20 protein-coding genes, 1 tRNA gene and 1 pseudogene are annotated in these 26857 nt (G+C 71.7%); 12 read left to right on the top strand and 10 right to left on the bottom strand.

The genetic code is table 11. From position 1 onward, the window contains the following. Positions 1 to 171: 171 nt before the first annotated feature. Both CCZ36_RS13610 and CCZ36_RS13605 read left to right on the top strand, forming a co-directional pair. A complete protein-coding gene (locus CCZ36_RS13610; RefSeq protein ID WP_128817746.1) occupies positions 172 to 1287 on the top strand; it encodes an ADP-ribosylglycohydrolase family protein in 1116 nt (371 codons plus the stop codon). A gap of 69 nt (positions 1288 to 1356) precedes the next feature. Then, positions 1357 to 1638: pseudogene (locus tag CCZ36_RS13605) on the top strand (hypothetical protein); the annotation flags it as partial. 105 nt (positions 1639 to 1743) lie between these two features. Here the strand turns inward: CCZ36_RS13605 and CCZ36_RS13600 are convergent. The 3 genes from CCZ36_RS13600 to CCZ36_RS13590 all read right to left on the bottom strand — a co-directional run bounded on the left by CCZ36_RS13600 (position 1744) and on the right by CCZ36_RS13590 (position 3957). Then, positions 1744 to 1950, bottom strand: coding sequence for a DUF397 domain-containing protein (locus tag CCZ36_RS13600; RefSeq protein ID WP_006125325.1), 207 nt, complete (start codon positions 1948 to 1950; stop codon positions 1744 to 1746). A 189-nt stretch (positions 1951 to 2139) separates the two neighbouring features. Beyond that, entirely contained in the window at positions 2140 to 2997 is an 858-nt protein-coding gene (locus CCZ36_RS13595) for a helix-turn-helix domain-containing protein (protein ID WP_030803670.1), read from the bottom strand. Between the two features lie 240 nt (positions 2998 to 3237). Further along, positions 3238 to 3957, bottom strand: coding sequence for a GOLPH3/VPS74 family protein (locus CCZ36_RS13590; protein ID WP_006125323.1), 720 nt, complete (start codon positions 3955 to 3957; stop codon positions 3238 to 3240). Between the two features lie 192 nt (positions 3958 to 4149). Between CCZ36_RS13590 and CCZ36_RS13585 the strand changes: the two genes are divergently transcribed. The 3 genes from CCZ36_RS13585 to CCZ36_RS13575 all read left to right on the top strand — a co-directional run bounded on the left by CCZ36_RS13585 (position 4150) and on the right by CCZ36_RS13575 (position 9741). Next, entirely contained in the window at positions 4150 to 6627 is a 2478-nt protein-coding gene (locus tag CCZ36_RS13585; protein ID WP_128817745.1) for a serine hydrolase, read from the top strand. Between the two features lie 187 nt (positions 6628 to 6814). Then, entirely contained in the window at positions 6815 to 8740 is a 1926-nt protein-coding gene (locus CCZ36_RS13580) for an MFS transporter (RefSeq protein WP_128817744.1), read from the top strand. A gap of 152 nt (positions 8741 to 8892) precedes the next feature. Then, complete coding sequence (locus CCZ36_RS13575) at positions 8893 to 9741, top strand: adhesin (protein WP_128819476.1); 849 nt, start codon at positions 8893 to 8895, stop codon at positions 9739 to 9741. Between the two features lie 90 nt (positions 9742 to 9831). Here the strand turns inward: CCZ36_RS13575 and CCZ36_RS13570 are convergent, their stop codons facing one another. Next, positions 9832 to 10533, bottom strand: coding sequence for an ATP-grasp domain-containing protein (locus CCZ36_RS13570; protein WP_128817743.1), 702 nt, complete (start codon positions 10531 to 10533; stop codon positions 9832 to 9834). Between the two features lie 243 nt (positions 10534 to 10776). Between CCZ36_RS13570 and CCZ36_RS13565 the strand changes: the two genes are divergently transcribed. Then, a complete protein-coding gene (locus CCZ36_RS13565; protein ID WP_128817742.1) occupies positions 10777 to 11631 on the top strand; it encodes an aminoglycoside phosphotransferase family protein in 855 nt (284 codons plus the stop codon). Positions 11632 to 11780: 149 nt separating this feature from the next. On the opposite strand, the gene CCZ36_RS13560 is transcribed toward CCZ36_RS13565, so the two are convergent. Both CCZ36_RS13560 and CCZ36_RS13555 read right to left on the bottom strand, forming a co-directional pair. Next, positions 11781 to 11853, bottom strand: a tRNA-Arg gene (locus tag CCZ36_RS13560). A 352-nt stretch (positions 11854 to 12205) separates the two neighbouring features. Beyond that, positions 12206 to 13654, bottom strand: a complete 1449-nt coding sequence (locus tag CCZ36_RS13555) for an alanine/glycine:cation symporter family protein (RefSeq protein ID WP_069737142.1) — start codon at positions 13652 to 13654, stop codon at positions 12206 to 12208. A 348-nt stretch (positions 13655 to 14002) separates the two neighbouring features. On the opposite strand from CCZ36_RS13555, the gene CCZ36_RS13550 reads away from it, so the two are divergent. After that, complete coding sequence (locus tag CCZ36_RS13550; protein WP_128817741.1) at positions 14003 to 15835, top strand: class I adenylate-forming enzyme family protein; 1833 nt, start codon at positions 14003 to 14005, stop codon at positions 15833 to 15835. Here the strand turns inward: CCZ36_RS13550 and CCZ36_RS13545 are convergent. Beyond that, positions 15822 to 17099: a M6 family metalloprotease domain-containing protein gene (locus CCZ36_RS13545; RefSeq protein WP_069737143.1), complete on the bottom strand. Its 1278-nt coding sequence runs from the start codon at positions 17097 to 17099 to the stop codon at positions 15822 to 15824. The genes CCZ36_RS13550 and CCZ36_RS13545 overlap by 14 nt on opposite strands. Positions 17100 to 17365: 266 nt before the next feature. Between CCZ36_RS13545 and CCZ36_RS13540 the strand changes: the two genes are divergently transcribed. Both CCZ36_RS13540 and CCZ36_RS13535 read left to right on the top strand, forming a co-directional pair. Beyond that, on the top strand, positions 17366 to 18055 hold the full coding sequence (locus CCZ36_RS13540) for a TetR/AcrR family transcriptional regulator (RefSeq protein ID WP_069737144.1): 690 nt from the start codon (positions 17366 to 17368) through the stop codon (positions 18053 to 18055). A gap of 210 nt (positions 18056 to 18265) precedes the next feature. Then, a complete protein-coding gene (locus tag CCZ36_RS13535) occupies positions 18266 to 19816 on the top strand; it encodes an MFS transporter (protein ID WP_176734575.1) in 1551 nt (516 codons plus the stop codon). Positions 19817 to 19890: 74 nt separating this feature from the next. Here the strand turns inward: CCZ36_RS13535 and CCZ36_RS13530 are convergent, their stop codons facing one another. Beyond that, a complete protein-coding gene (locus CCZ36_RS13530; RefSeq protein ID WP_069737145.1) occupies positions 19891 to 20403 on the bottom strand; it encodes a MarR family winged helix-turn-helix transcriptional regulator in 513 nt (170 codons plus the stop codon). 281 nt (positions 20404 to 20684) lie between these two features. Here CCZ36_RS13530 and CCZ36_RS13525 point away from each other — a divergent pair, with 281 nt between their 5' ends. Then, positions 20685 to 21467 (top strand): dioxygenase family protein, encoded by a 783-nt coding sequence (locus CCZ36_RS13525; RefSeq protein WP_069742149.1) that lies wholly within the window; start codon positions 20685 to 20687, stop codon positions 21465 to 21467. Positions 21468 to 22060: 593 nt separating this feature from the next. Continuing rightward, positions 22061 to 23062 carry a sigma-70 family RNA polymerase sigma factor gene (locus CCZ36_RS13520; RefSeq protein ID WP_069737147.1) on the top strand — a complete coding sequence of 334 codons (1002 nt, stop codon included), beginning with the start codon at positions 22061 to 22063 and terminating at the stop codon, positions 23060 to 23062. 131 nt (positions 23063 to 23193) lie between these two features. On the opposite strand, the gene CCZ36_RS13515 is transcribed toward CCZ36_RS13520, so the two are convergent. After that, positions 23194 to 24297, bottom strand: coding sequence for a helix-turn-helix transcriptional regulator (locus CCZ36_RS13515; protein WP_069737148.1), 1104 nt, complete (start codon positions 24295 to 24297; stop codon positions 23194 to 23196). Between the two features lie 61 nt (positions 24298 to 24358). Here CCZ36_RS13515 and CCZ36_RS13510 point away from each other — a divergent pair, with 61 nt between their 5' ends. Then, on the top strand, positions 24359 to 25915 hold the full coding sequence (locus tag CCZ36_RS13510) for an MFS transporter (protein WP_069737149.1): 1557 nt from the start codon (positions 24359 to 24361) through the stop codon (positions 25913 to 25915). 28 nt (positions 25916 to 25943) lie between these two features. Here the strand turns inward: CCZ36_RS13510 and CCZ36_RS13505 are convergent, their stop codons facing one another. Then, positions 25944 to 26699, bottom strand: coding sequence for a DUF6227 family protein (locus tag CCZ36_RS13505; protein ID WP_128817740.1), 756 nt, complete (start codon positions 26697 to 26699; stop codon positions 25944 to 25946). Positions 26700 to 26857 lie beyond the last annotated feature (158 nt).

The following is a 26857-nucleotide window of genomic DNA, read 5'->3' as shown; positions in this document are numbered from 1 at the left end:
CCCTCACCGGTCAAAAGCGACCTGCGGGACGTCCGTCGACATACCCGCCCGTACCCCGGTCGCCCCCTCTACCGCCCGTTCCCGTTCGATTACAGTGCTTGCGCGGTCGCCCGCAGGGGCCCGCGCGCAGGCGAGCACGTGGTGCCGGGAGCGGCGACGGGAGGGGGCGGGGTGAGCACAGGGACCGCGGCGGTCTGGGGCCGGGCCGAGCAGCAGGACTTCCGCAGCCGGGTCCGCGGGGCCCTGCTCGGCGGGGCCGTCGGGGACGCGCTCGGGGCCGGGGTCAGCGGGCTCGTGCTGGAGGAGATCCGCGCCGCCCACGGGGTCGAAGGGGTCGTCGACTACGTCCCCGCGCACGGCAGACGCGGTGCCGTCACCGCCCTCACTCAGCTCACCCTGTTCACCGTCGACGGCCTGATCCGCGCCCAGGTCCGCCGCGACACCGGCGCCTGGCACCCGCCCACCGATGTGCACCGGGCCCATCTGCGCTGGGCCGCCACCCAGCACGACTGGGGGCCCGACGAACGGCGCGAGGACAACGGCTGGCTGGCCGCCGAGGAGTGGCTCTACGCCCGCCGCGATCCCGCCCGGGAATGCCTGGCCGGCTTCGGGGACACCGTCATGGGCACCCTCGACCGGCCGAAGAACCCCACCGCCCGGGACGCGGGCGCGCTCACCCGGTCCGCGCCCTTCGGGCTCCTCGTCGGCTGGGAGCCGGGGCTCGTGCTCCAACTGGCCGTCGAGTGCGCGGCCCAGTCCCACGGCCATCCCGCCGCCCAGCTGTCCGCCGGAGCCTTCGCCGTTCTGGTGCACGGTCTCGCGCGCGGCGAGAGCCTGGACGGCGCCGTCCAGAACGCGCTGGCCCTGCTCGCCGAACGCCCCGGCCACGAGCCGGTGACCGAGGCCCTGCGCCAGGCGCTGGGCTCCGTGCGCCAGGGCATTCCGGGGCCGGCGCTGATCGAGGCGCTGGGAGCGACCGACGCCGCCGAAGAGGTCCTCGCGGTCGCGGTGTACTGCGCGCTGGTGAGCGAGGACATCCGGCACGGGCTGCGGCTCGCGGTGAACCACAGCGGGCCCTCCCGCGCCACCGGGTCGGTCTGCGGGGCGCTGCTGGGTGCCCTGCACGGGGAAACCGCGCTGCCGCCGGCCTGGCTCGCGGAGCTGGAGGGGCGGGCCACCCTCCTCGAACTGGCCGACGACTTCGCGATGGAGATGACCCAGGGCCCCGCCCTGCACAGCCCGGCTGCCGTCGCCCCGGGCTGGCTGGCCCGCTACCCGCGCGGCTGAGGGGCCGTTCAGCGGCATCCCTCAGACGCGGGATGCGGGTCCCGTGCGGCCGGGGCGACGGGAGGGGAACTCCCGGAGCGGCTGAAGGGGTCGCCCGCGGCGATGGCCACGGTCTTCCGGCCGACGCCGCTGCCCGGTGACCGGATGACGTATGTGAAGCAGGTCGAGGGGGTCGACACCCGGCTGACGTTGCTGTGGTTCCTCCAGGAGGATCCGCGGAGCTGCTGGGCGGAGCGCTTCACCGGCCGGGACGCGGCGGTCGCGGAGGCCGGCCTCGGGAGGGCCGAGCTGGTCGCCCCGTTCGTCCCGACCGTGCCGGGGACGGACCGTTACGTCGACCGGCTGCGGTGACACCGGATACATGCCGAGCCCCCTCGGCCAGGACGGCGAACCGGTCGAGAGGGCTCCATCAGGTGGTGCGGGGTGGTGCGGTGGTACGGGAACGCTGCCGGCTGGTCAGGCGTTGATCGAGCCCGTGGCGACATCGCGCACGAACGCGTTCCACGCACCGGGGACAAAGGTGAGCGAGGGGCCCTCGGGAGCCTTCGAGTCACGTACGGCGATGGACAGAGCGACCGGGGACTTGACCTCGACGCACGCGCCGTTGCCGCCGGAGTACGACGACTTCGTCCACTGGTCCGTAGCACCCTGAAGAATTGCCATGTTCACTCCGGTTCAGAGAGTTGGGGGAGTCGCACCAACCTGATTCCGATTGGCGTGATCGACGCTACTCGCCAAGCCCCGTCCATGAGATGGCCGTTCACTCGACCGGATGGTCTTTCCCCGGTAGATCTTCTGTTGTGACTGGGCGGCGGTGTACCATCCCGCCGCCGCTCACCCCACTGTCCGGATTCAGCTGGTGTACGACTTGGCGATCTTGCTGATGAACTCCCGGGTCTGCTCCACGTTCAGCGCCTGCGCCCGCAGGTGCTCGTACATCACGCTGTAGCGCTGCACGTCGTTCGCCTTCTCCAGGTAGAGATCGCTCGTGACGCCCTCGATGTAGACGACGCTGGAGTCCGCGGCGTCCGGGAACTCCAGGATCGCGTACTGGCCGTTGACGCCCGGGTGCGCGCCCATCTCGAACGGCAGGACCTGCACGGTGACATGCGGCAGATGCGACTGCTCGACGAGGTGTTCCAGCTGGTCGATCATCACCTGCTTGTCGCCGACCACCCGGCGCAGCGCCGACTCGTCGATCACGGCCCACAGCCGCAGCGGATTCTCCGGCGCGTTGACCCGGTCCTGCCGTCGCGACCTCACGTTGACCCGCTTCTCGATGTCCGACGGCGGGGCCTCGGGCAGCGCGCCGCTGATCAGCGCCTCGGCGTACGCCCGGGTCTGGAGCAGCCCCGGAACCATCTGCGGTTCGTACACCCGCAGCGACTCCGCGTCGGTCTCCAGGCCGATGTAGACGCTGTACGGGATGTCGCCGAAGGCGTGCCACCAGCCCTGCTGGCGCGAGTCCTTCGCCATCTGCATGAGCGAGTCGACGATGCGGTGGTCCTCGACCTCGTACACCCCGCAGAGATCGCGCACATCGCGCTGGCTGATGGAACGGCGGCCGTTTTCCAGGCGGCTGATCTTCGACTGCGAGACCAGCAGCCGCTCCGCCACTTCCTCGGCCGTCATGCCTTTGAGTTCGCGCAGGCGGCGCAATTCCTGGCCCAACCTGCGTCGCCTGACAGTGGGATTGACGTTGGACGGCACGGAAACGGCACCTCCGGCTATGTAGCTGTGCGTATCTACTGCTCAGCAGATTGCCACCCCTTGCCCCGGCCGCGCTGGGAAATGGCTACACGCGGAGCCGGGGGGCGTGCGCATCGGCGCGCGGGGTGGCGCACAAGCGCACGGGGCAGCCGGTGATGGTGACTACCGGCTGCCCCGTGCGTGGTGCGGCTCCCGGACCGGGTCGGTGACGACTGACGACGGTACGGCGGTGTGCGGTTTTCAGCTCGCGGCGGTGTGCGCCATGCTCCCGCGCCGGGCCTGTGCTTGCGGCTGCAACGGAACGCCCGCTGCCTGCTGCGAGCGGCGTGGCTGGACCGCCACTCCGTTCTGGACGTCCATCACGGCGTGCGCCACGAGTCCGCCCATCGGGTCGTGCCTGATCAGGTCCCGGAGCCGGGAGCGCGACGAGCGCCCCTCGTTCCCGGGGTACAGGTGCTTGCCGAGTCCGACCGCGTGGGCCAGCGCGGCGAGCGCCGCGGTCCGCGGGTCCGGCGGTACGCCGGTGCGGATCGCACTGTCCAGCCGGTTCCTGATGTCCCGGCTGATCGCCGTCTCCGTCGCCTGGTAGCGAGTCGTCGGCAGCACCCCGCACATCTGGCCCGCCACGGCATGCACCATGCCGCACCGCTCCAGATGAGCGAGATAGATCTGACGCAGCCCCAGCCGGGGCCCGCCGATCCAGTGGACCGCCCGGACCGGGCTGCCACGACGGCGCAGCAGCTCCAGTGCGGAGTCCAGAGTCGGATCTCCTGTCGGCCGTGGCATCACCACGGCGATACGATCCCCGTCAGGGGCTATCCGTCCTGCCAGAGCCAGCTCCACTAGCTGTGCCCCGGCCAGGCCGAGGTCGAGCGACTGCGGCTGCGCTGTGGTACCCGTGGTCGGGTCCAGAGCGAGCAACAGAAGCTCCTCCGGGATTGTTCTGCGGCTCCTGCCCATCCATGCCTCCCCGCGTGGATGTCTGACAGGGTGACCCCTCTCACATTCATCTGTCGAGAGCGCCTGGTCGCTTTGTATGGGAACCAGTAGGTATGTCGTTCTCGTCTAGCAGCTCGGCCAGGGGTTCACACAGGACACTGGTAGATGGTTCGGACAGCGCGGGGTGGCCCCGCAGCGCATGAGGAGGCATCGGTGGCGGGCGAGTCCCCCGACAAAACGGAGCAGCGGAAGTCGTCGGGGACGGCTGCGGAGGAACGCGACCCGCGCTTCGCCGTGTTCCGTGACCCCGGCGCGGACACGGACGCGGACGCCGGTACGGATGCGGACGCCCGTACGGGCAGGGGTGCGGACGCGGGAGCCATGTCCGACACGGCGACCGCGGTGTTCCGTCCCCGGCTGCCGGAGGACGCTGCCCGGCGGGAGTCCGAGCCCGAGGGCGACGCCGAGAGAGCGCCTGTAACGGCCTCTGCGGCCCCTGGAGACGCTGACGCGCCTGCGGGGAGTTCCGAGGGCGCGGGGGTCGCGGAAGGCCGCACAGACGCGGACGCGGACGTGGAGGCGTCCGCGGCGGACGCGGCGGATGCGGAGACGGACGCGGAGACTCCCGCCGAGGGATCGGCGGACGAGCCGGAGGCCGGGAAGCCGGAGACCGGGGAAGGGGACGGCCGGCTGCGTGCTGCCGTGGCCGCCTGGGTCGATGCCGCCGCCGAGGACGAGCCGAAGGCGGAGGAAGCCGAGGAGGCGAAGGCCGCCGAGCCCGGGTCCGCCGCGAAGACGGAGCCGAAGCCGAAGCCGGAACCCGAGCCGGAGGCGAAGGCTGAGCAGGACGACGAGTCGAAGCCCGAGCCGAAGGCCGCGGAGAAGCCGAAGACGGCCGAGAAGCCGAAGGCCGACGCCGAGCCGAAGGCCGACACCGAGCCGAAGGCCGACACCGAGCCGGACAAGACGCCCGACGCCGAGACCGAAGCCGAGCCCGAAACGGATTCCGACTCCCGCTCCGACTCTGACTCCGCCTCCGAGCCGGCCGCCGACGGCGCCTCCGACCTGCGAGGAATCGATCAGCCCACCGCCATCTTCAAGGCGGTCAAGCCGGCCGACCGGGTCGACCAGGCGACGACCGCGCTGAAGCTCCCGCCCCGCGACGACAAGCCCAAGGGCGGCACCGGCACCGGGGCCGGACCCGAGACCGACGCCGAGCGCACGAGCACCTTCGTGCCCCTGCGCTCCGACGACGTACGGACCGGACCCGCGCCCCGCAAGCCGGAGCCGGAGCCGGAGTCCGCGGCCGGACCCGAGGCGCCCGCGCGCACCCCGGAGGCAAGCCCGGCCGCCGCCCCGTCCTGGGCGGCTGCCGAGCGGACCCGGCAGCAGCCGCTGCCGCCGAAGCCGCCGCTCGACCTGCTCGCCGAGCTGACGAACACCCCGCCTCCGCCGGAGACCCCGGTCCGGACCGCCGTACGACGGGTCAAGATCTGGACCCCGCTGGTACTCCTCCTGCTGATCGTCTTTGCGATCGTGCAGGTGATGCGCCCGCTCCCGGAGCCCTCGCTGGAGCTCACGGCGAAGCCGACGTACACCTTCGAGGGCGGGGAGACGGAGCTGTCCTGGCCGGGGCAGGGGCAGTCGGCCGTGATGGTCGACGGCGTCGGGTCGCTCGGTTCCGAGGGTGCGCAGAAGCCGGCCCCGATCGCCAGCGTCGCGAAGGTCATGACCGCCTACGTGATCCTTCAGGGGCACCCCCTCAAGGGTGACGAGGAGGGCGAGAAGATCACCGTCGACCAGAAGGCGGAGGACGAGTCCAAGCGGCCCGACGAGTCGACGGCCCCGCTGACCGAGGGGCAGGAGCTCACCCAGCGCCAGCTGCTCCAGCTGCTGATGATCCCCTCGGGGAACAACGCGGCGCGGCTGCTCGCCCGCTGGGACGCCGGTTCCGAGGACAAGTTCATCGAGAAGATGAACGACGCGGCCGAGGAGCTCGGGATGACCGGGTCGACGTACACGGACCCGAGCGGGCTGGAGAAGACCACCGTCTCCACGGCCACCGACCAGCTGAAGCTGGCGCAGGCCGTGATGCGCAACGACGTCTTCCGGGAGATCGTGGACATGCCCGAGGTCGAGATCGAGGGCATAGACGGCAAGATCTACAACAACAACAATCTCCTGCTCCAGCCGGGCGTGAGCGGCATCAAGACCGGCTCCTCCACCCCGGCGGGCGGCAACCTGCTCTGGTCCGCTAACACCAAGGTCGACGGCAAGATGCTGTGGATCTACGGAGCGGTGATGGGCCAGCAGGCGGGGACCGGCCGGGTCTACGACAGCCTGGAGCTGTCGCTCCAGAACAGCCTGAAGCTGATCAAGGACGCGCAGGAGGCCGCCACCTCGGCGACCGTCGTGAAGAAGGGCGACGTCGTCGGGTACGTGGACAACGGGTTCGGCGGACAGGCCCCGGTGATCGCCACCAAGAACCTGAAGGCGGTCGGCTGGTCCGGCCTGAAGGTCGAGCTCGAGGTCACGGACAACGGCAAGGGCATCGACCACGCCGCGAAGGCCGGGACCGAGGTCGGCTCGGTGACCGTGGGCACCGGCACCGGCAAGGTCACGGCGCCGGTGGTGCTGCAGAACGATCTGCCCGAGGCGGCCTTCGGCGACAAGCTGACCAGGATCGGCTGAGAGCCGGGCCACCGGAGCGGTGGGTGCGGGTCCCGCCCCGCTGCTCCGGTGGCCGCTTATGACAGGGAAGCGTGCCCGAGGTACGTGTTAGCGTCCCCGGACAACTCAGGGATGCCGGGACGCGTCCTTGAGGACGTAACCACGAGGTACGCGGGTACGGGGCCGCCGGAGGACGGGGAGAGCCGTAGTGACCACCGCGGAGCCGAAGCCCGGCCGTGAGGCGGACGGGACCACCGGTGCCGGGGGCGACGCCCTGCACGTCCGCGTGCCGTCGCCCCGCGTGCCGGAGCCTCCCGCCGAGGGCGCCGCGTCGTCGGAGAACGGGAGCGCGGACGAGGGCGCGGGCGAGAGCACGGGCGGGCGCGAGGGATCCACCGAGGCCGCCGAAACCCCGCGCGCCCGGGCCCGCCGGCTGCTGCGCCACCCCGTCACCATCGCGACGGCGGCCGCGGCCGTGCTCCACCTCCTCTGGTTCTTCTTCTTCGCCAACACCGGCGGGGACATCGCCGCGCAGGACGCCTGGGCCGAGTTCGTCGGCCGGCACCCCGGCACCGCGTACAACCTGGCCTGGTACGGGGGCATGCACCCCGTCTCGTACAGCGTGGTCTCGCCCTACCTGATGTCGCTGCTCGGCGTCCGTACGACGATGATGATCGTCGGCACGGTCTCCTCCGGGCTGACCGCGCTGATCCTGGTGCGGGTCCCGGCCGTCCGCAATCCGCTGGCCTGCTCGCTCGCCGGGGTCTTCGCGTTCCTGTGCAACGCGCTGTCGGGCCGGGTGACGTTCGGGCTCGGCATGATGTTCGCGGTCGGCTCGGTGGCCGCGGTGTTCTGCTGGCCCTACCGCTGGCGGTACAAGCGGTGGGCCAAGGCCGCCGTCGCCGCCCCGCTCGCCGGGCTGGCGACCGCGTCCAGCCCGGTCGCCGGACTCTTCCTGGGCGTCGTCGCGGCGGCGCTGTTCCTGCACAAACGACGCCCGGGGGCGTACGCCATCGGCCTCGCCCCGGTCGCCGTGGTGGGGCTCTCCGCTTGGCTGTTCCCCTTCTCGGGTACGCAGCCGATGTCGCTCGGGACGCTGTCGCTGCCCTTCGTCTTCGCGGTGCTGGTCTTCTTCCTCGTCCCCCGCGACTGGAGCACGGTCCGCACGGCCGCCGCCGTCTACGGACTCGGGACGCTCCTCACGTACGTCATCGACTCGCAGATCGGGTCGAACATCACGCGCATGGCGATGCTGTTCGCCGGGGTGGCGCTGCTCGCCGCCCTGCCGTACACCGTGCCGCGCAGCCGCCGCTGGTACGCCCTGGTCCTGGCCTTCGTGGGCCTCAACTTCTGGATCGGCTTCAAGGGCGTCGACGACATCGTCCGGACCGCGCCCGCCGCGTCCTGGAACCGCGAACTGGCCCCGCTGATCAACCAGCTCCAGCAGGTGGGGGCGGAGCGCGGCCGGGTCGAGGTGGTGCCCGCGAGCAGTCACCGCGAATCGTCGGCGCTCGCCCCGTACGTCAACCTGGCGCGCGGCTGGAACCGCCAGGCGGACATGAAGCGCAACCCGCTCTTCTACGACGACACGCTCGACCCGGTGAACTACCGGGAGTGGCTGGACCGCTGGGCCGTGCACTACGTGGTGCTGCCCAAGGACCGGCCGGACAACGGGGCGGTCCAGGAGGCGGAACTGGTCGAGCAGGGGCAGCCGTACCTGCGCCAGATCTGGGGCGACGCGAACTGGAAGCTCTTCCGGGTGCTGGACCCGGTGCCGCTGGCCGACCCGCCGGCGACGGTGGAGCGGGCGGGCGCGGACGAGCTGACGATCACGGTGAAGTCGGCCGGCCGGGTGCTGATCCGGATCCCGTACACGCGCTGGCTCGCGCTCGTCGACGAGGACGGCAAGAGCGTGGAGCGCCCGCTGGAGACCGAGGAGTCGAAGGAGCGGTCGCGGCTGGACGACACCGCGCCGAAGACGTATCTCAACATCCACGGCTGTCTGAACAAGGTCGAGGAGGGCCCGTACGGCGACGAGTGGACCGAACTGCTCGCGCCGCGGCCGGGTACGTACCGGCTGGCGGCCCCGTACCAGCTCCAGCCGGGCACGCCCTGCCCGGAAGAGCTGAGCTGACCGGTCCTCGGCCATCCGTTCGTGCCCGTCCCGTGTACGGGCCATCAGGTGCGGGATCTCCCTCTGCGGGCGGCGCACTGGCAAGGTGTGCTGCCATGAACGCCACGAGGTGCCAGTACTGCGGCGGCGGACGCCGGGGGCCGCTGCCCGGAATGGTCTGCCCCGGCTGCGGGGCCGGGGCGTCCCGCACGGCGGGGGCTGACGGATCATGGGTCGCGCGCGAGACGCTGGCGGGCCGCCTCTCCACCCTGCCGCGCCGACGCAAGGCCCTGCTCGCGGCGGGCGTCGTGGTGGCGGCCGGAGGCCTGGTCACCGTCGCCTCGCTGCTGGTCCCGGCCGGTGGCGGCAGCCGTACGGACGCGGCGGGGCGGGCGGGCGCGGTCCCCGACCGGATCGGCGGCGCGGCCCCCACGAGGATCGTGCCCGGCCCGGGCACGGGTACGGAGGCCCCGGGCACCCCGGCCCCCTCTTCGGAGCCCCCGGCGGACGGCGCCCGCTTCACACAGTGGGCGGGCCCCGGCTGTGCGAAGGGGACGTACCGGGAGCGCGGCCGTTTCGAGAGCGGGGACGCCGGCTGGTACACGGTCGAGAACGGCGGCTTCGACGGTGACGGGTGCGACGGCCGGTTCAGCGCGATCCCGATGTCGGGCAGCCCGACGGAGGACCGGGGCTCCACCGCCACCTGGTCCTGGCACCTGGGCCGGGGCTTCAGCGAGTGCGCGCTGACCGTCTTCGTCCCCGACAGCGGCCGCCCCCGCGACGCGGCGGGGGAGCCGACCGTCTACCGGGTGCTCTCGGACCCGGACGACGCGGACTCCGCGTACACGGGTTTCGCCGTGCTCCAGACGGAACACCGGGGGAGCGGGGTCCCGGTGCGCAGCTATCCGGTCAAGGGGGACGTCTTCGCGGTCCAGCTCATCGACCGGGGCCGGGACTGGGGCGACGCACGGCGGGTCGGCGCGCATCACGCGGCGGCGCAGATGAGGGCGTCCTGCCACTGAGCCCACTACGGCGCGGCCGCGCGGACGTGGGCCCACGGCCCCACCGGCCCCGTCGAACCACCGGCTCCGCCGGGCCACCCACCCCCGGGCCTACCGTACGAAGGCACGGTCGTGCGGCAACAGGTCCGTGGCGGGTCCGGCGGCGCGCAGGACGGTGTCGAGGGCGCGTCCCGGGTCGGCTTCGTAACACCCGCTGGCCCAGGCCGCGTTGGCCTCGATCACGGCCCATCGGCCCTCGGTGTCCCGCCCGATGTCGACGACGATCGCCGAGGGCAGGGTGTCCCCGGCGGCCGCGAGTACCTCGCGCCCGAAGGCGAGCGCGGCTCCGCTCGGCGGCCCGAGCCGCAGCCGGCCGGCCTCGGCGTACTGCGAGGCCGTGTGGACGGCCCCGTCGAGGAGGAACAGCCGGTACTCGACGGCGAAGGTCATCACGTCGCTCACCAGCACCGCGGTGGCCGGGTCCACGGCATCCGGTCCGGGCAGCCGGGACCCGTCCGCGTACACGAGCGCCGGAATGCCCTTGTCGTTGGGCGACTTGACGAAGGCGGGACGGCGCAGCCGGTACGCCTCGCCGATGGGCATCGCCCGGATCTCCCGTTGCGTGAGCGCGCGAGGGAGCCGGGCGAGCCAGTCGGTGGGAGCCTCCAGGAGGGCGACCCCGAGGGCGGGAGCGACGACATCGGCGAAGGAGGGCCCCGCGTGCAGATGCAGGGAGTGCGCCTCGCCCCCGGTGCCCGCCGCCCACTCCGGTCTTCCCGGCCCCTCGGGTACGGCGGAGGCCGCCGCCTCCACGACCCGCAGCCCGCGACGCAGCGCTGTGGTGCGTAACCTCCTTGCTGAGGCGGTGAGTTGGGGTGGTAGCACGAGGGTGCGCGATGGATAGGTCATGGCCGCAGATCCTCTCGTACGGACACGCGACGCCGCACCGATTTTCGGACGAGGCGGTCCGAGGAGGCGCCCACGGCGAGGAGGCGCCGGGGCAGAGCCCGGGCCGGAACGTTGTGCGGCCCCGGGACCACCTGGTTCGATCGCAGCATGATCATTGAACCGTCGCTCGTACGTGGCCTGATCGCCGCCCAGTTCCCGCACTGGGCGGACCTGCCGGTGGAGGCGGTCGACGCGAGCGGGACGGCGAACGCGATCTACCGTCTGGGCGCCGACAAGGCCGTACGGCTGCCCCGTACCGAGGGCAGTGCGGCGGATGTGGCGACGGAGCACCGCTGGCTGCCGCGACTGGCCGAGCGGCTGCCGTTCCCCGTGCCGCTCCCGCTCGCCCAAGGAGTCCCGGACGAGGCGTTCCCCCGGCCCTGGTCGGTCTGCACCTGGCTGGACGGCGCGAACCCGGCCCCCGGCGACGGCTCTTCGTCCTCCGACCTCCTGGCGGCGGATCTGGCGGAGTGCGTGCTGGCGCTCCGCCGGGTCGACCCGGCCCAGGCCCCGCCCGCGTACCGCAGCGAGCCGCTGGCCTCCCGCGACGCGACGACCCGCGAGGCGCTGGCGTCCCTGGCCGGAATCGTGGACGCGGAGGTCGTCGCCGCCGCCTGGAACGAGGCCCTCTCCGCCCCGCCTTTCACCGCCGCCCCCGTCTGGGTGCACGGGGACCTCCAGCCGGGCAACGTCCTGGTCGCGGACGGCCGCCTCGCCGCGGTCATCGACTTCGGCTGCACGGGCCTGGCCGACCCGGCCGTCGACCTGATCGCGGCCTGGTACCTGCTGACGGCCGGGGCCCGGGAGACGTTCCGCACGGCGGTCGCGGCCGACGACGCCACCTGGGCGCGGGGGAGGGGCTGGGCGCTCTCCATCGCCCTGCTGGAGCTGGCCCACTACCGGGAGACGAACCCGGTGATGGCACGGATCGCGGCGCAGGTGATCGAGGAGATCGTCACGTAGGGACCGGGGCGGTCGGCCCCGGTCCGTGGGGACGGAGTGGGGCGTCGGCTCCCCGTCCACCCACGAAAGCGGCCCCGGACGAGAAGTCCGAGGCCGGGAAAGCGCCCCGCCCGGGGAGTGAACCCCCAGGTCAGAGCGGTAATGCGTTGTGCCCCCGGCAGGATTCGAACCTGCGACACCCGCTTTAGGAGAGCGGTGCTCTATCCCCTGAGCTACGAAGGCGGGGGCTTGCCGAACCCTGCCGGAGACCCCAGTGGGGAATGCCAGGCGGGGCGAGGTAAACGCCCTGGTCATGCCAGCCTGTGGCGGTGCCGCGGTAGGGATCCGGAAGGACGCTTTCCCGGGCAGGCGCACTTGAGGTCGACTGACCGCTGACAGCGTAGCGGATGGGGATCGCGGAGGTCGCCCCCGTTGCCGCTTCGCGGAGGTCGCCCCCGTTGCCGATGTGCGCCGCAATACCTTCGCGCCGCCCTTCGCCACGGTTCCTGGGATTCGGGCCCGACCTCGAAAAGCCCGAGGGCGGCACCCCTCCCGGGGTGCCGCCCGTCGATGCGTACGGTCGCGCGGTGGCGCGTCAGCGCGAGCCGACCGGCGTCCGCTCCTGCGGTGTGGCGTCCACGTCCGATGCGCCCCAGCACTCCACCTCGCCGCGCAGGCCCGGAACCCGGTCCTTGCGGAAGACCGGGTCGAGGCCCTGGCGGCGCTGGGCCAGGTAGTCGTCGAGGAGGCGGAAAGCGACCGCGCCGAGGGGGATGATCGCGATCAGGTTGACCAGGACCATCGCGCCCATGGTGACGTCCGCGAGGCTCCAGACCAGCGGGACGGAGCCGATCGCGCCGAGGACGGCGCAGGCGACGACCATCGCGCGGTACGTGCTCATCACGCTCTTGCTGCGGGTGATGAACTGAATGTTGGACTCGCCGTAGTAGTAGTTACCGATCATGGAACTGAAGGCGACCATGAAGACCACCAGAGTCAGCAGATGACCGGCCCAGTCGCCGAGCGCGCTGGTGAAGGCGGCCTGTGTGACGTCCGCGCCGCCGCGCTCACCGAGGGTCGGGTTGGCGGAGAGGATCACGAAGGCGGTCATGGTGCAGATGACCAAGGTGTCGAAGTAGACGCCCAGGGTCTGGACCAGGCCCTGCTTGACCGGGTGCGTGGTCTCCGCGGCCGCGGCGGCGTTCGGGGCGGAGCCCATGCCCGCCTCGTTGGAGAACATGCCGCGCCGCACGCCCTGCAGGATGGCCGTACCCACGGCACCGCCCGCGACCTCGCGGAAGCCGAAGGCGCCGCCGATGATGTCGCCGAGCATGCCGGGCACGTTGCCGAGGTTGAGGAGCACGATGACCAGGCCGACGAGCAGGTAGAGCGCGGCCATTGCCGGGATGATGACCTTGGTGACGGCCGTCAGGCGCTTCACGCCGAAGAACACCGCGAGCGCGAGCAGCGCGGCGAGCGCGACGCCGAGGACGGGATTGAACCAGGAGGCGTCCGAGCCGAAGGACCCCTTCGTGGCCACCGTGATCGTGTTGGACTGCACCGCGGTCAGCACGAACCCGAACGTCAGCGTGATCAGAACGGCGAAGATCACGCCGAGCCAGCGCATTCCGAGCGCCTTCTGCATGTAGTAGGCCGGGCCGCCTCGGTACGTACCGGGCTCCGTGTCGCGCACCTTGTACAGCTGGGCCAGGACCGACTCGACGAACGCCGAGGCACCGCCGATCAGGGCCATCATCCACATCCAGAAGACGGCTCCGGGGCCGCCCATGGTGATCGCGGTGGCCACACCGGCGATGTTGCCGGTGCCGATCCGCGCGGCGGCGGAGATGGTGAAGGCACCAAAGGGGCTGACGCCGGACTGCGGCTTGTCCCTGAAGACGCGGAACATTTCCGGGATCAGGCGGATCTGCACGCCCTTGGAGCGCAGCGTGAACCAGACGCCGGCGACGGCGACCAGCGGAATCAGCAGATATGTCCAGAAGATGTCGTTGAGGTCGACGACCCAGGTTTCCAACGTGCCCATGCAGATGTTCCCGGTTCCTTGTGAGTCGGGGAATCGGCCCGGTCTCCGCGTGCGCGTACAGGTCGTGTACGGAGCGGAGGGGTGGGCCGGACGAAACGGAGCCGAATACTCCGCAAACGAAAAGGACTGTAGGCCGAGGTGGCCGCCCCTGCCTATGCCACCCGAAAGTGGCCTATCTCATAGGAGACCGATATGTGCGGGAAATCCCTGGCTGCGTCCTCCGTCAGGGCCGGGCCGGACCCGTCGGCGGCTCCCTGCCGTGTGGAGGGACAGCTTTCCCGCTTCCGCTCAGCGACCTGCGTATAGCGTCTCGGACAGCACCCAGCGTCAGCGCGAGAGAGGCCGTCCGTGCCGCAGCACACCCACCCGTCCCCGCTCCCGGCCGAGGACGCCGCAGCCCGAGCGGAACGCGCCCGGCGCGCCGCGCATATCGAGGACTCCCTCACCGCGCCCGGCGCGCCCTTCGCCGTGGTCCTCGGTGAGCGGGGGACGCCGGAGTACGCCGACGCGCCGCGTACGCTGCGGGAGTTCGTCGAGACCACCTGGGCCTACGGGGACACGCCGTTCCTGATCGCGGGTGAACGGACGTATTCCTACGGGGAGTTCTTCGCCGCCGCCTCCGCCCTTGCCGTACGCCTGCGGGAGCGGTACGGGCTGCGCTCCGGCGACCGGGCCGTGATCGCGATGCGGAATCACCCCGAGTGGCAGATCGCCTTCTGGGCCGCCCAGTTGGCCGGTCTCGTCGCCGTACCGCTCAACGCCTGGTGGACCGAGGGCGAGTTGGTCCACGCCCTCGACGACTGCGAGCCCGGCGTGCTCCTCGTGGACGGGGCGCGGCTGGGCCGGGTGGCGGGCTGGGCCCGGCGGACCGGGGCGTACGTCATCCTCTTCCACGGCGAGCACGGCGAGCACGGCGAGCACGGCGAGCACGCCGAACACGGTGAGCACGCCGAACACGGTGAGCACGTCGAACACGCCGTAGCGTCGGTGGCGCAGGCGCTGCGCCTCGACCGGTACGACGAGTTCCCCGCCCCCGATCCGCTGGCCGCGCCGCCCGACGTCGAGCCCCGGCCCGAGGACGACGCCACGATCCTCTACACCTCCGGCACCACCGGCCGTCCCAAGGGCGCGGTGGCCACCCATCTCGCCCAGGCCGGGGCCGCGCTCAATCCCCGCTACCAGGCGGCCGCCTCCGCGCTGGGGCGGGGGGCCGTTCCGGGGTTGGGGCCCGCCCCGGTCTCCCTGATGACGTTCCCGTTCTTCCACGTCGCCGCGTTCACCAGCTTCTACGGGGTGATGGCGGCCGGAGGCACTCTCGTCCTCATGGACAAGTGGGACGCGGACGAGGCCCTCCGGCTCATCCGCGCCCATGGCGTCACGCACTTCGCGGGGGTGCCCACGACCGCCCTCCAGTTGCTGGACGCCGCCGAGCGCACGGGGGACGGGCTGGCGAGCCTCACCCTGTTCAGCACCGGGGGAGCCGCGCCCCCGCCCGCCCTGGTGGCCCGCCTCACCGCCCGGTACGGCAAGCGCGTCGAGCCCCGCAACGGCTACGGCCTCACCGAGACCAGCGGCGGCGTCCTCGCGCACTTCGGGGACGACTACCGCGCCGACCCCGCCGGCGCGGGCCGCCCGACCCCCGTCACCGAGGTCCGGATCGCCGGGCCGTCGGGCGAGGAACTGCCCGACGGCGAGACGGGCGAGCTGTGGCTGCGCGGCCAGTCGCTGTTCCGCGGCTACTGGCGCGACCCGGCGGCGACCGAGGACGCCTTCGCCGACGGCGGCTGGTTCCGTACGGGGGACCTCGCCGTACGCCGCGAGGGGCAGGTCTCCGTGGTCGACCGGCTCAAGGACGTGGTGATCCGGGGCGGCGAGAACGTGTACTGCGTCGAGGTCGAGGGCGTCCTGCACGACCACCCCGACGTGTCCGACGCCGCGGTCCTCGGCCTCCCGCATCCGGTGCTGGGGGAGGAGGTGGCGGCCGTCGTCCGGCTGCGCGCCGGGGCGACGGTCACCGCCGGGGCGCTGCGGGACCACGTCGGCGGGAGGCTGGCCGCGTTCAAGGTGCCCGCCCGGGTGCTGTTCACCGACGAGCCGCTCCCGCGCAACGCCACCGGGAAGCTCGTCAAGCAACGGATCCGTGCCCTGGCGGAGGCGGCCGGGCCCGTCACGGGCGCGTGACCCGCACCCGGTAGTTGCCGTCGTCGTCCTCGTCCAGCACGGATATCCGTACGCCGTTGGCCCGGTCCGTGAAGGTCTGGCCGGGCCGGAAGGGGGCGTCGGACAGTTCCGCGTGCACGTTGGGGCGGCGCGTGCAGCCGCCGCTGTCCTTGGTGGCGTCGGCGACGGAGACCGGGCCCTGGCCGGTGTCCACGTCGGAGCTGACCTTGTAGATCAGCACCCCGGGTCGGCAGACCGCCTCGTCGTTGCCGGCCGCCGTGCGGACCTCCACTGCATAGCCGGACTGGGCGCTCAGCGGGACGAAGGCGAGCTTGGTGCCGCCCTCGGTGGCCAGCGGGCCGAGCGTGTGCTCGCTGACGCCGGGCTGCGACGCACAGCTGATCTGCTCGTTGTCGAGCCAGCCGAGCTTCCACTTGTGCCAGGCCAGGAAGTCGTTGTTGGCGCCCCAGTCCTCGGACATGATGTCCCAGTGCCCGACCGAGCCGCCGCCCTCCATCGTGTAGAGGTCGGGCAGCCCGAAGACATGGCCGTTCTCGTGCGGCAGGACGCGGTAGCCGGTCTCGGCGTACGACCCCGAACCGTCGTCCTGGCGGCTGTAGACGAACGAGGTGTTGGCGAGCGGCACCCCGTCCGCCTCCGGGGCCTCGTCGTTGCCGGAGAAGGTCACTGAGAGCACGGTGTCCAGCGCGGAGGGGCCGGCGTTCGGGCTGACCAGGATGTTGACCAGGTCGTACTCCGAGAAGTCGACCCGGGGGTCGGCGGCCGCGACGATGTCCTTCACCAGCTGGCGGTAGCCCGGCTCGAACGGTGAGCCGCGCTCTATTCCGTACTCCGTGAACGCCATCGGCATCCGCAGCCAGTCCTTGACGGGGGCCTCGGGCCGGTAGACGAGCCGGCCGTAGGAGCTGGTCCTGAACCATTCGGAGGTCTGCGGGAAGAACTCCGCGAACCGGTCCGTCGCGGGTTCCGTCCCCTCCGCGTCCGGGAAGTCGATCATCAGGTTGAGCGCCCTGATCTCACCGGTCGACCGGGCGTAGCCGGGCGGGGTCGGCAGGCCCTCGGACATCTGTACGCCCATGGCCGCGGCGATCCGGCACGGGGCGAGCGCGGAGTCCTGGGCGGCGGCCGCCGGGCCCGCCGAGGCACGGCCGGCAGAGGGAAGCGTGGTGCTGGCCGAGGCCATGGCCGCTATGACCAGGGCGGTCGCTCCGGCCAGGGCGACCGGGCGGCGGTGTCTGCGTATCCGGTGGCGGGGCTGCTGCATAGAGGCGCCTTCGGGGTCCGCGGCAGTCGGCCGACCCCTGACTGCGCTCTGGCGATCAGCCTGTGCCGGGTGGTCCGGGGCCGCTCGCTGAGTGCGCCGATCGGTGGGTTTCCTGCCGGGATCATGTGACGCAGGTCACATATGAGGTGGGAAATAAGCGGGGAAGCTCTCCCCGTTTGCATACGTGTCCCCGCTAAACGGGGAAGCGGCCCCCGCTTACGGATGGGGTCCGACCGGCTACACAGAGGGAAGGGAGGAGGGTCGCAGTGAAGACCGTCGCCAAGGACGCCGCTCAGGCCGTCGTCGGGAAGAGCGGCGCCGCGCGGGCGCCGTCGTGCCGCGTCGCCCGCCCGCGCGCGGACGCGCTGCGCAACCGGGAGCGGATCATCGCGGCCGCGCGCGAGCTGTTCGTCGAGCTGGGGCCGGACGTGGCGCTGGACGACGTGGCCCGCCGTGCGGGGGTCGGCAACGCCACGCTCTACCGCAACTTCCCCGACCGCGCCGCCCTCACCCACGAGGTCGTCCTCGCGGTCACCTCCCGCACCACGCTGAGGGCCGAGGAGGCCGTCGCCGCGGAGTCCGACCCGTTCGCCGCGCTCAGCCGCTTCGTGCACGCCGCCGCCGACGAACGGATCGGCGCCCTGTGCCCGATGATCTCCGGCGTCTTCGACAAGGACCATCCCGATCTGCTCGCCGAGCGCGACCGCCTCGAAGAGGCCGTCGCGGGGCTCGTGTCGCGGGCCCAGTCCGCGGGGCGGCTGCGCACCGACATCGCCGTCGGTGACGTACTCGTCGCCCTCTCCCAGCTCACCCGGCCGCTCCCCGGCATCGCCTGCCAGGGCATCGACCGGTTCACCCACCGTCATCTGCAGTTGTTCCTTGACGGCCTGGAGACCCCGGCCCGCTCCGAACTGCCCGGATCGGCAGCGACCTTGGAGGATCTGCGGCGCTCCTGACGGCCGCACCGACCTGAACCTTCCGGACCCGCCGACCCCACCGGCCTCACGGTCCCGCCCCACCCGAACACCGGCCCGTACGTCCCTGTCATGCACGGGGTCGCCCGCGGGCGGGCCCACGTAACCGTCGCGCGTACGTCACAGCACGTACCGCCGACGCCCATTTCGCGACGCCTCGGCGCCCTCGCACGTCCTTAGGTGGCTACACCCATGTCAAAAACGGCCGGCCTGTCCCGAACGGCTGACACCGCCCTTCCCGATCCGAGTCGCTGGAAAGCCCTCGCCTTCATCGCGCTCGCCCAGCTGATGGTCGTCCTCGACGCGACCATCGTGAACATCGCGCTGCCCTCCGCCCAGGCCGATCTCGGCATCTCCGACGGCAACAAACAGTGGGTCATCACCGCCTACGCCCTCGCCTTCGGCGGTCTCCTGCTCTTCGGTGGCCGGATCGCCGACCTCTGGGGCCGTAAGCGCACCTTCGTCGTCGGCCTGATCGGCTTCGCGCTGGCCTCCGCGCTCGGCGGGGCCGCCCAGAACGAGGCGATGATGTTCGGCTCCCGGGCCCTCCAGGGTGTCTTCGGCGCCCTGCTCGCCCCGGCCGCTCTCTCGTTGCTCGCCGTGATGTTCACCGACGCCAAGGAGCGCGCCAAGGCCTTCGGCATCTACGGGGCCATCGCCGGTGGCGGCGGCGCGGTCGGGCTGATCCTCGGCGGCTTCCTCACCGAGTACCTGAACTGGCGCTGGACGTTCTTCGTCAACATCCCGTTCGCCGTCGTCGCCGCCGCGGGCGCGTACTTCGTGATCCGTGAGCCCTCCGGCACCCGCAACCGCGCACCGCTGGACATCCCCGGCGTCGTGCTCTCCACGCTCGGCCTGGTCGCCCTGGTCTACGGCTTCACCCGCGCCGAGTCGGCCGGCTGGTCGGACGGCCTGACCGTCTCGATGTTCATCGCCGCCGCCGTGCTGCTGCTGGCCTTCGTGGTCACCGAGGCGCGCGTGAAGTCGCCGCTGCTGCCGCTGCGCGTCCTCACCGAGCGCAACCGCGGCGGGGTGTACCTCTCGCTGGGCCTCGCCATCATCGCGATGTTCGGACTGTTCCTCTTCCTGACCTACTACCTCCAGGTCGTGAAGGGCTACTCCCCGGTCAAGACGGGTTTCGCGTTCCTCCCGATGATCGCGGGCATGATCACCGGCTCCACCCAGATCGGCACCCGGCTGATGACCCGGGTCCCGCCGCGTCTGCTGATGGGCCCCGGCTTCCTGGTCGCCGCGGTCGGCATGCTGCTGCTGACCCAGCTGGACCTGAACACCAGCTACGCGGCCGTCATCCTGCCCGGCATGCTGCTGCTCGGCCTCGGTATGGGTACGGCGTTCATGCCGGCGATGTCCCTGGCCACGCACGGCATCGAGCCGCGTGACGCGGGAGTGGCCTCCGCGATGGTCAACACCTCGCAGCAGGTCGGCGGCGCCATCGGCACCGCTCTGCTGAACACCATCGCCGCGAGCGCCACCACCGCGTACGTCGCCGATCACGCGGCCCGCGCCACGGACCCGAAGCTCCTGGAGCTCCAGGCCATGGTCAGCGGTTTCGCCGCCGCGATCTGGTGGGCGGTCGGCATCCTCGTCGCCGCGGCCGTCATCGCGATCGGCCTCATCAACACCGGCCGCCCCGGAACGGGGACGGGCGGCACGGAGAGCGCGTCCGGCGAGGGCGCCGAGGAGACCGACGCCGAGTTCAAGATCCCGGTGGTCGCCCACTGACGACCGGCACCGGCCGTCCTTCGGCGACGGCCGGCCCTTGACGGGGACCGGCCCCCGATCTGCCCTGGCTCCGCTCAGCGGAGCCAGGGCAGATCCGCGTCCGCGCCCTCCGGTTCCAGACCGGTGGCGAGCGTCCGCATGATCTCCCCGAGGCTTCTCACCTGCTCGTCCGTGAGCCGGTCGAACATCGCCTGCCGCACGGCCTCGACATGGCCCGGCGCCGAGCGGCGGAGCATGTCGAGGCCGTCGTCGGTGAGCACCGCGTTCTGGCCGCGCTTGTCGGACGGGCAGTCCTCACGGCGTACCCAGCCGTTCTTCTCCAGCCGGGCGATGGCGTGCGAGAGCCGGGAGCGGGTGATCTTCGCGTTCCTGGCCAGCTCCGTCATCCGCATCCGGCGGCGAGGGGCCTGTGAGAGCTGAACGAGCAGCCCGTAATAGGTGTGCGGCATACCGGCATCGCGCTGCAACTGGCGGTCGAAGTGATCCTCCAGCAGCGTGGTGGCATGCAGATAGGCGCGCCAGACGCGCTGCTCCTCGTCGGAGAGCCAACGCGGTGCGCTGGTGGATGCCGTGGTCATGGACTCCACTGTACGACCTTTTCTTGAAAGTTGAACTAGATAGAGCTAAGGTCTCCACAGGTAGGACCTTGAAGTTTCAAGGAACCTTCCCGGGAGGTCTCCGGGGAAGGTATCCGGCAGGAGACCCGAGGGGGCTCCCGCGGAATTCCGCAGGACCTCTGAACAACGATCCCCCCGGATGACCTCGGGGAACTACCGCTCTGACGAACTCGTGACCGGATCCGGCGACCCGGACGCCCAGCGCGGCGCCCGGCCGCCCGGGATTCGGCGCCCAGTGGATGGGGAGTGCCATGACAGCCACCGCGGAGCGGATGCCCGCCCTCTACCTCTCGCACGGCGCACCGCCCCTGGCCGACGACCCCGTCTGGCCCGGCCAACTCGCCGCCTGGTCGGCGGACCTGCCCCGCCCCCGCGCGATCCTGATGGTCTCCGCTCACTGGGAGGAGGCCCCGCTCGCCTTGGGGGCGACCGAGACCGTGCCGCTGGTGTACGACTTCTGGGGCTTCCCCGAGCACTACTACAAAGTGCGGTACGAGGCCCCCGGCGCGCCCCGGCTCGCCGACAGCGTCCGCAAGCTCCTGCGCGGCGCCGGCACCCCGGTCCAGGACATTCCGGACCGGGGTCTGGACCACGGGGCGTACGTCCCGCTGGTGGAGATGTTCCCGGACGCCGGCATTCCCGTACTCCAGATCTCCCTGCCGACCCTCGACCCGCAGAAGCTGATGGACGTCGGGCGCAAGCTCGCGCCGCTGCGCGACGAGGGCGTGCTGATCGTCGGCAGCGGCTTCTTCACCCACAACCTGGCCGCCCTGCGACACCAGGGCGGCGGGGTGCCCGGCTGGTCGGCGGAGTTCGACGACTGGGGCGACCGCGCGCTGCGTGCCCAGGACATCGACGCGCTGATCGACTTCGAGCACACGTCCCCGGCCGGAAAGCTCGCTCACCCGCGCACCGAGCACTTCGCGCCGCTGTTCGTGACGCTGGGCGCGGCCGAGGACGAGCTGGACCGGGGCAGGAGCGTCATCGACGGCTTCTGGATGGGACTGGCGAAGCGGTCGGTGCAGTTCGGCTGACGCTCGGTGCGGTCCGGCCGAGGGGCCCGTGCGCGTGGCACCCGCCGCGATGCCCGGCGGCAGCCGGGGCCGGCGCTCGACGAGCGCGTCGCGCCAGGGGCTCTCGGCCGTCTCCCGCTCGACGTACGCCGTCCAGTCGGCGATGCGGCGGCTGCGGTCCCGGTCGGCCTCGGACCGCGGGCCCGGCGCGCCGGTCCGTGGTTACCGGCCGGACCGGCCGGTGGACCAGGTCCGTCGCGGGCGCCGTGAGCAACCCGAACGCCTCCGCGGCCGTCTCTCGGGGTGGAGCACGGCGTTTCGGGCGGGAGTACGGCGCTTCGGGTGGACGCGCCGATTCCGGGTACCCGGCCGGAGAGCCGACAAGGGGCTGAGAAGGGGCCGGCAAGGGGGCCGGAACACCTTCCGCACCGGCTCTGACCTGCGATTCCGACGGGATCCGCAAGCGGTGTCCAGCGGTCGGAACCGAACAGGGTACTGCATGATCACGAAAATGAATGTGCCGCATGGGAATTCTGTCCGGATTCCAGTCGTTGTTTCCATCGGATGCAGGGCACCCGAAAGGGTGTCGCGACCTACTCAGCAAGGGAGCACGCATGGCAACCCGTGCCGTCGCCCGTCGTACGTCCGCCGGCTCCGGTGAGACCGACCGGGCAAGCAGTGTTCGCGCCGTGGGCGGGGAGATCGCCGATCGCGACCTGGTCGGCATGTACCTGGACGAGATCGCCCGCACACCGTTGCTCGACGCCGCCAAGGAAGTCGACCTCTCCCAGACCATCGAGGCGGGCGTCTTCGCCCAGCAGATCCTCGACGGCGAGGTGGAGAGCGATGCCGGTGACGCGAAGCGTGAGGAGCTGGAGGCGCTGGTCGCCGAGGGCGAGCGCGCCAAGGACATATTCATCCGGTCCAACCTCCGACTCGTCGTCGCCGTGGCCCGCCGCTACCCGCGCGCGGGGCTCCCTCTGCTCGACCTGATCCAGGAGGGCAACGCCGGCCTGGTGCGCGCGGTCGAGAAGTTCGACTACGCCAAGGGCTTCAAGTTCTCCACGTACGCGACCTGGTGGATCCGGCAGGCCATCACCCGGTCCATCGCCGACCAGTCCCGCACGATCCGGCTCCCCGTCCACCTGGTGGAGGAGCTCGGCCGGATCCGCCGGGTCCAGCGCGAGTTCAACCGCGAGCACGGGCGCGACCCGGAGCACGCGGAGATCGCCGCCGAGCTCGACTCCAACGCCGAGCGCGTCGGCAACGTCCTGGACTGGGCCCGCGACCCGGTCAGTCTCAACATGTCCGTGGACGACGACGGCGACACCCAGTTCGGCGACCTGCTGGAGGACACCTCCGCCGTCTCGCCCGAGCAGTCGGTGATGACCCTGCTCCGCAGTGAGGAGCTGGAGGACCTCATCGGCAAGCTCGACAACAGGACCGCCTCGATCATCAAGATGCGGTACGGCATCGAGGACGGGCGTGAGCGGACCCTGACCGAGGTGGGCAAGCAGCACGGCCTCACACGGGAGCGGATCCGGCAGATAGAGAAGCACGCACTGCTCGAATTGAAGCGAATGGCTCACGACACGGGCTTTGACGCTGCGGCGTGAGCCATTAACCCGTAATCTCCCCATCAAGCCGGTTCGCACCGGCTGACCGACCGGGTCGTTCCGGTCACCCGACCGGTTTTTCACCGGTCCACGAGCTGAGCCCCGGCGCCCACCCCCCCCGGCGTCGGGGCTCATCCCTGTTCCGGGCCCTGCTCCGGGTCGGCCACCGGCCCGCGTTCCGGGCCGGCTTCCTGTCGCGGTTCCGTTCCGGCCCCGGCGGCGGCCCGGGTCAGCCGGGCGCCCAGGTCCTCCAGATACGCCACCAACTGCGGCGGCCCCTGCACGGAGAACTCGCAGTCCACCAGCGCCAGCCGCAGCGCCACCCACTCCAGGGAATCGGCGCACGAGGCGCGCAGCCGGCAGCCGCCCTCCCCGTCCGGCTCCGGTGCCCCGAGGTGCGCGGGCAGCCGCGCCGTCACGAACTCCGCCGGCGCGCCGAACCGCACATCGAGCCGCAGCTCCGGCTGCATCCGCCGCATCGACCGGGCCAGGAACGTCGCCGCGTCCCCGTTCCCCGCGTCCCCGTGCCCCGTTTTCCCGCCCCCGGCGCCCGCACCGCTCCCCGCGCCCTCGACGGGCAGCGGCCTCGGGGTGAAGCGGGCCCCCGTTGCGTACGGCTCGCCGATCCGGTCCACCCGGAACGTCCGCCAGTCCTCCCGGCCGATGTCGTACGCCACCAGGTACCAGCGCTGCCCCGTGCTCACCAGCCGGTACGGCTCCACCTGCCGCTTCGTCCGGGTGCCGTCGCCGCTGCGGTACGCGAACCTCAGCCGCTCCCGCCCGGTGGCCGCCGATGCCAGCGTCGTCAGGGTCCGCGGGTCGATGGTGGAGCCGTCGCCCCGGGTCAGCGGAACCGTGGCGTTCTGGAGCACGGAGACCCGGTGCCGCAGCCGGGAGGGCAGCACCTGTTCCAGCTTCGCCAGCGCCCGTACGGAGGCCTCGTCGACGCCCTCGATCGCGTGCCCCGCCCCGGCCCGCAGCCCCACCGCGATGGCCACCGCCTCCTCGTCGTCCAGCAGCAGGGGCGGCATGGCGGCCCCCGCCACCAGGCGGTAACCGCCGACCGAGCCGCGCGAGGCCTCGACCGGATAGCCCAGGTCACGCAGCCGGTCGACATCGCGGCGGATCGTGCGCGGGCTGACGTCGAGCCGTTCGGCCAGTTCGCCGCCCGGCCACTCACGCGGGGTCTGAAGGAGGGACAGCAATTTCAGCAGACGTGCCGGGGTATCGGACATGGCCCCAGGATGGCGGACCATCAGGTCATGATCTGACCTAATGGGCGCATACGTTCTTCCCATGCCTTCTTCCGCACCGCCGCCGCCCGCGGCATCGCAGCTCGCACCGCCCACGTCGCCCGCCCCGGTGAAGACGCCGGTCGCATCCGTACCCGTCACCGCGCCCGCGCCCGTGCCCGCCCCGGCCGACCGGCGTCGCTGGTTCGCGCTCGCCATCGTGATGACCGCGGCCTTCATGGACCTGGTCGACGTCACGATCGTCAACATCGCGATTCCCAGCATCACGCGCGAGACCGGAGCCTCCGTCTCCGCGATCCAGTGGATCACCGCTGGTTACGCGCTCGCGTTCGCGGCCGGGCTGATCACGGGCGGCCGACTCGGCGACATCTACGGGCGCAAGCGGCTCTTCCTCATCGGCATCGGCGGATTCACGCTCGCCTCGGCCCTGTGCGGCGTGGCGCCCAACCCCGAGATACTGGTCGCCGCCCGCATCCTCCAGGGCGCGACAGCGGCCCTGATGGTGCCCCAGGTCCTCTCGATCGTGCACGCCACCTTCCCGGCCCACGAGCGCGGCAAGGTCTTCGGCCTCTTCGGCGCGGTCGTCGGCCTCGGCGCGGTCTCCGGTCCGCTGCTGGGCGCCCTGCTCACCGAGTGGGACCTCTTCGGGCTCGGCTGGCGGCCGATCTTCCTGATCAACCTGCCCGTCGGCATCGCCGGACTGCTCCTCGGCGCGAAGTTCATCACCGAGTCCAAGGCCCCCAAGGCGGTCCGTCTCGACCTGCCCGGCGTCGCTCTGATCACCCTGGCGATGCTGATGCTCATCTATCCGCTCACCCGGGGGCACGAGCTGGGCTGGCCGCTCTGGGGCCACCTCTCGATGGTGGGCAGCCTGTTCGTCTTCGCGGCCCTGGTGATCCACCAGCGGCGGAAGGCCCTGATCGACGGTTCGCCGCTGATCGAACTGTCCCTGTTCCGGGTGAAGAGCTTCGCCGCCGGTATCGCCGTGCAGCTGACCTTCGGCGTCGGCCTCGGCATCTTCTTCCTGGTCTGGACCCTCTACATGCAGATGGGTCTCGGCTGGAGCGTGCTGCGCGCCGGCGTGACAGGCATCCCCTTCTCCGTCTCCGTCTCGGTGGCCGCCGGGATCTCCGTGCAGAAGCTCGTGCCCCGCTTCGGCCGCAAGGTCCTCCAGGCCGGTGCGCTCCTCATGATCGCCGGGCTGCTGATCTACCTCTGGGAGAGCGAGCAGTACGGCATGGGCATCAGCTCCTGGCAGATGGCCGTCCCGCTGGTGGTCATGGGCGCGGGGATGGGGCTGATCGTGGCCCCGCTGACCGACACGGTGCTCTCCGAAGTGCCGCAGGAGCATGCCGGTTCGGCGTCCGGCCTGATCAACACCGTGCAGCAGATGGGGACGGCGCTCGGCCTCGGTCTGGTCTCCGTCGTCTTCTTCGGCGCGATCGGCGACCGGCTGGCCCCGGAAGCGGTCGGACCGGCGTTCGTCGACGCGTTCCAGGGGGCGCTGTGGTGGGTGGCCGGGGTGCTCTCGGTGATCTTCCTGGTGATGTTCGCGCTGCCGGCCCGGCCGCGCGCCCACGGGGAGTCCGCCCCGAACTGACCGGTGCGGCAGGGGAAACGGGCCCGGGTCAGCAGATCCGGGTGCGGCTCTCCATCGCCGCGCGGGCGGTGTGCTCGTCCTCGTACACCTCGCACATGTGGCGGCCATCGGGCGTCGCCGTGTGCTCGACCTCCCACAGGCTCGTCTCACTGCCGTCCAGCAGCAGGAACGCGTGCTCGTAGAGCGTGAATCCGGCCGGCCGGCCGTCGACGTCGCACTGCCGCCCGAAGATCAGGGTGATGTGGTGGGCGAAGGCGGCCCGCAGCAGTCGCGCCTTCTCCTCGCCGGGCCGGTCGGCGTTCTCCGCACGGCGCAGCACGCGGCGGGCGTGGTCCGCGGAGTTGTCGGGGGCGTACGTCCGGGGGAGCGGGGCCGGCGGGGCGGACATCAGGACCGTCAGCATCTCCAGGCTCGCCGGAGCCTCCGGCATTCCCTCGTCGCCGAAGGCCGGGGAGTCGGAGAGGCTTTCCGCCAGCCGGGACGCGGCGATACGAGCGTCGCCCTCGTCGTCGTACAGCTCGTGCCGGCGCGGGCTCCGCACGTCACGGCCGCCGCTGTGCACCAGCTCCCACAGGGTGAGGGCGGAGCCGTCGGCGAGGAGATACGTGTGCCGGTAGGTCTCGCGGTGCAGCACCGAGCTGTGGTGCGACGAGTGCAGCGAACTGCTGTGGGCGAGCGCCGTGCCGAGGCGGTCGACCGTGCTGTCGGGAAGGTCGAAGGAGTTCAGGGCGCGTCGCAGGAGTCGGTCGAGGTGGTGCTCGGTTGTCTCGCACGGATCGCTCAAGGTGGTGTCTCCAGGCCGTCGCCGCGTGTTACTCGATGCGTGCTTAACGTAGTCCCTGGGCCTGACATCGTGACCGGGGTTGGATGAAAACGTAAGGCGCCCGCCGAAAGTTCCCCGCCCGTGCCCGGTGCATTTCGGGCGCTTGGGAGGAACTCCCT

It is taken from the genome of Streptomyces sp. S063 (assembly GCF_002832675.1).
Classification (GTDB): Bacteria; Actinomycetota; Actinomycetes; order Streptomycetales; family Streptomycetaceae; genus Streptomyces; species Streptomyces sindenensis.
This window is presented reverse-complemented; position numbering and strand designations above follow the sequence as displayed.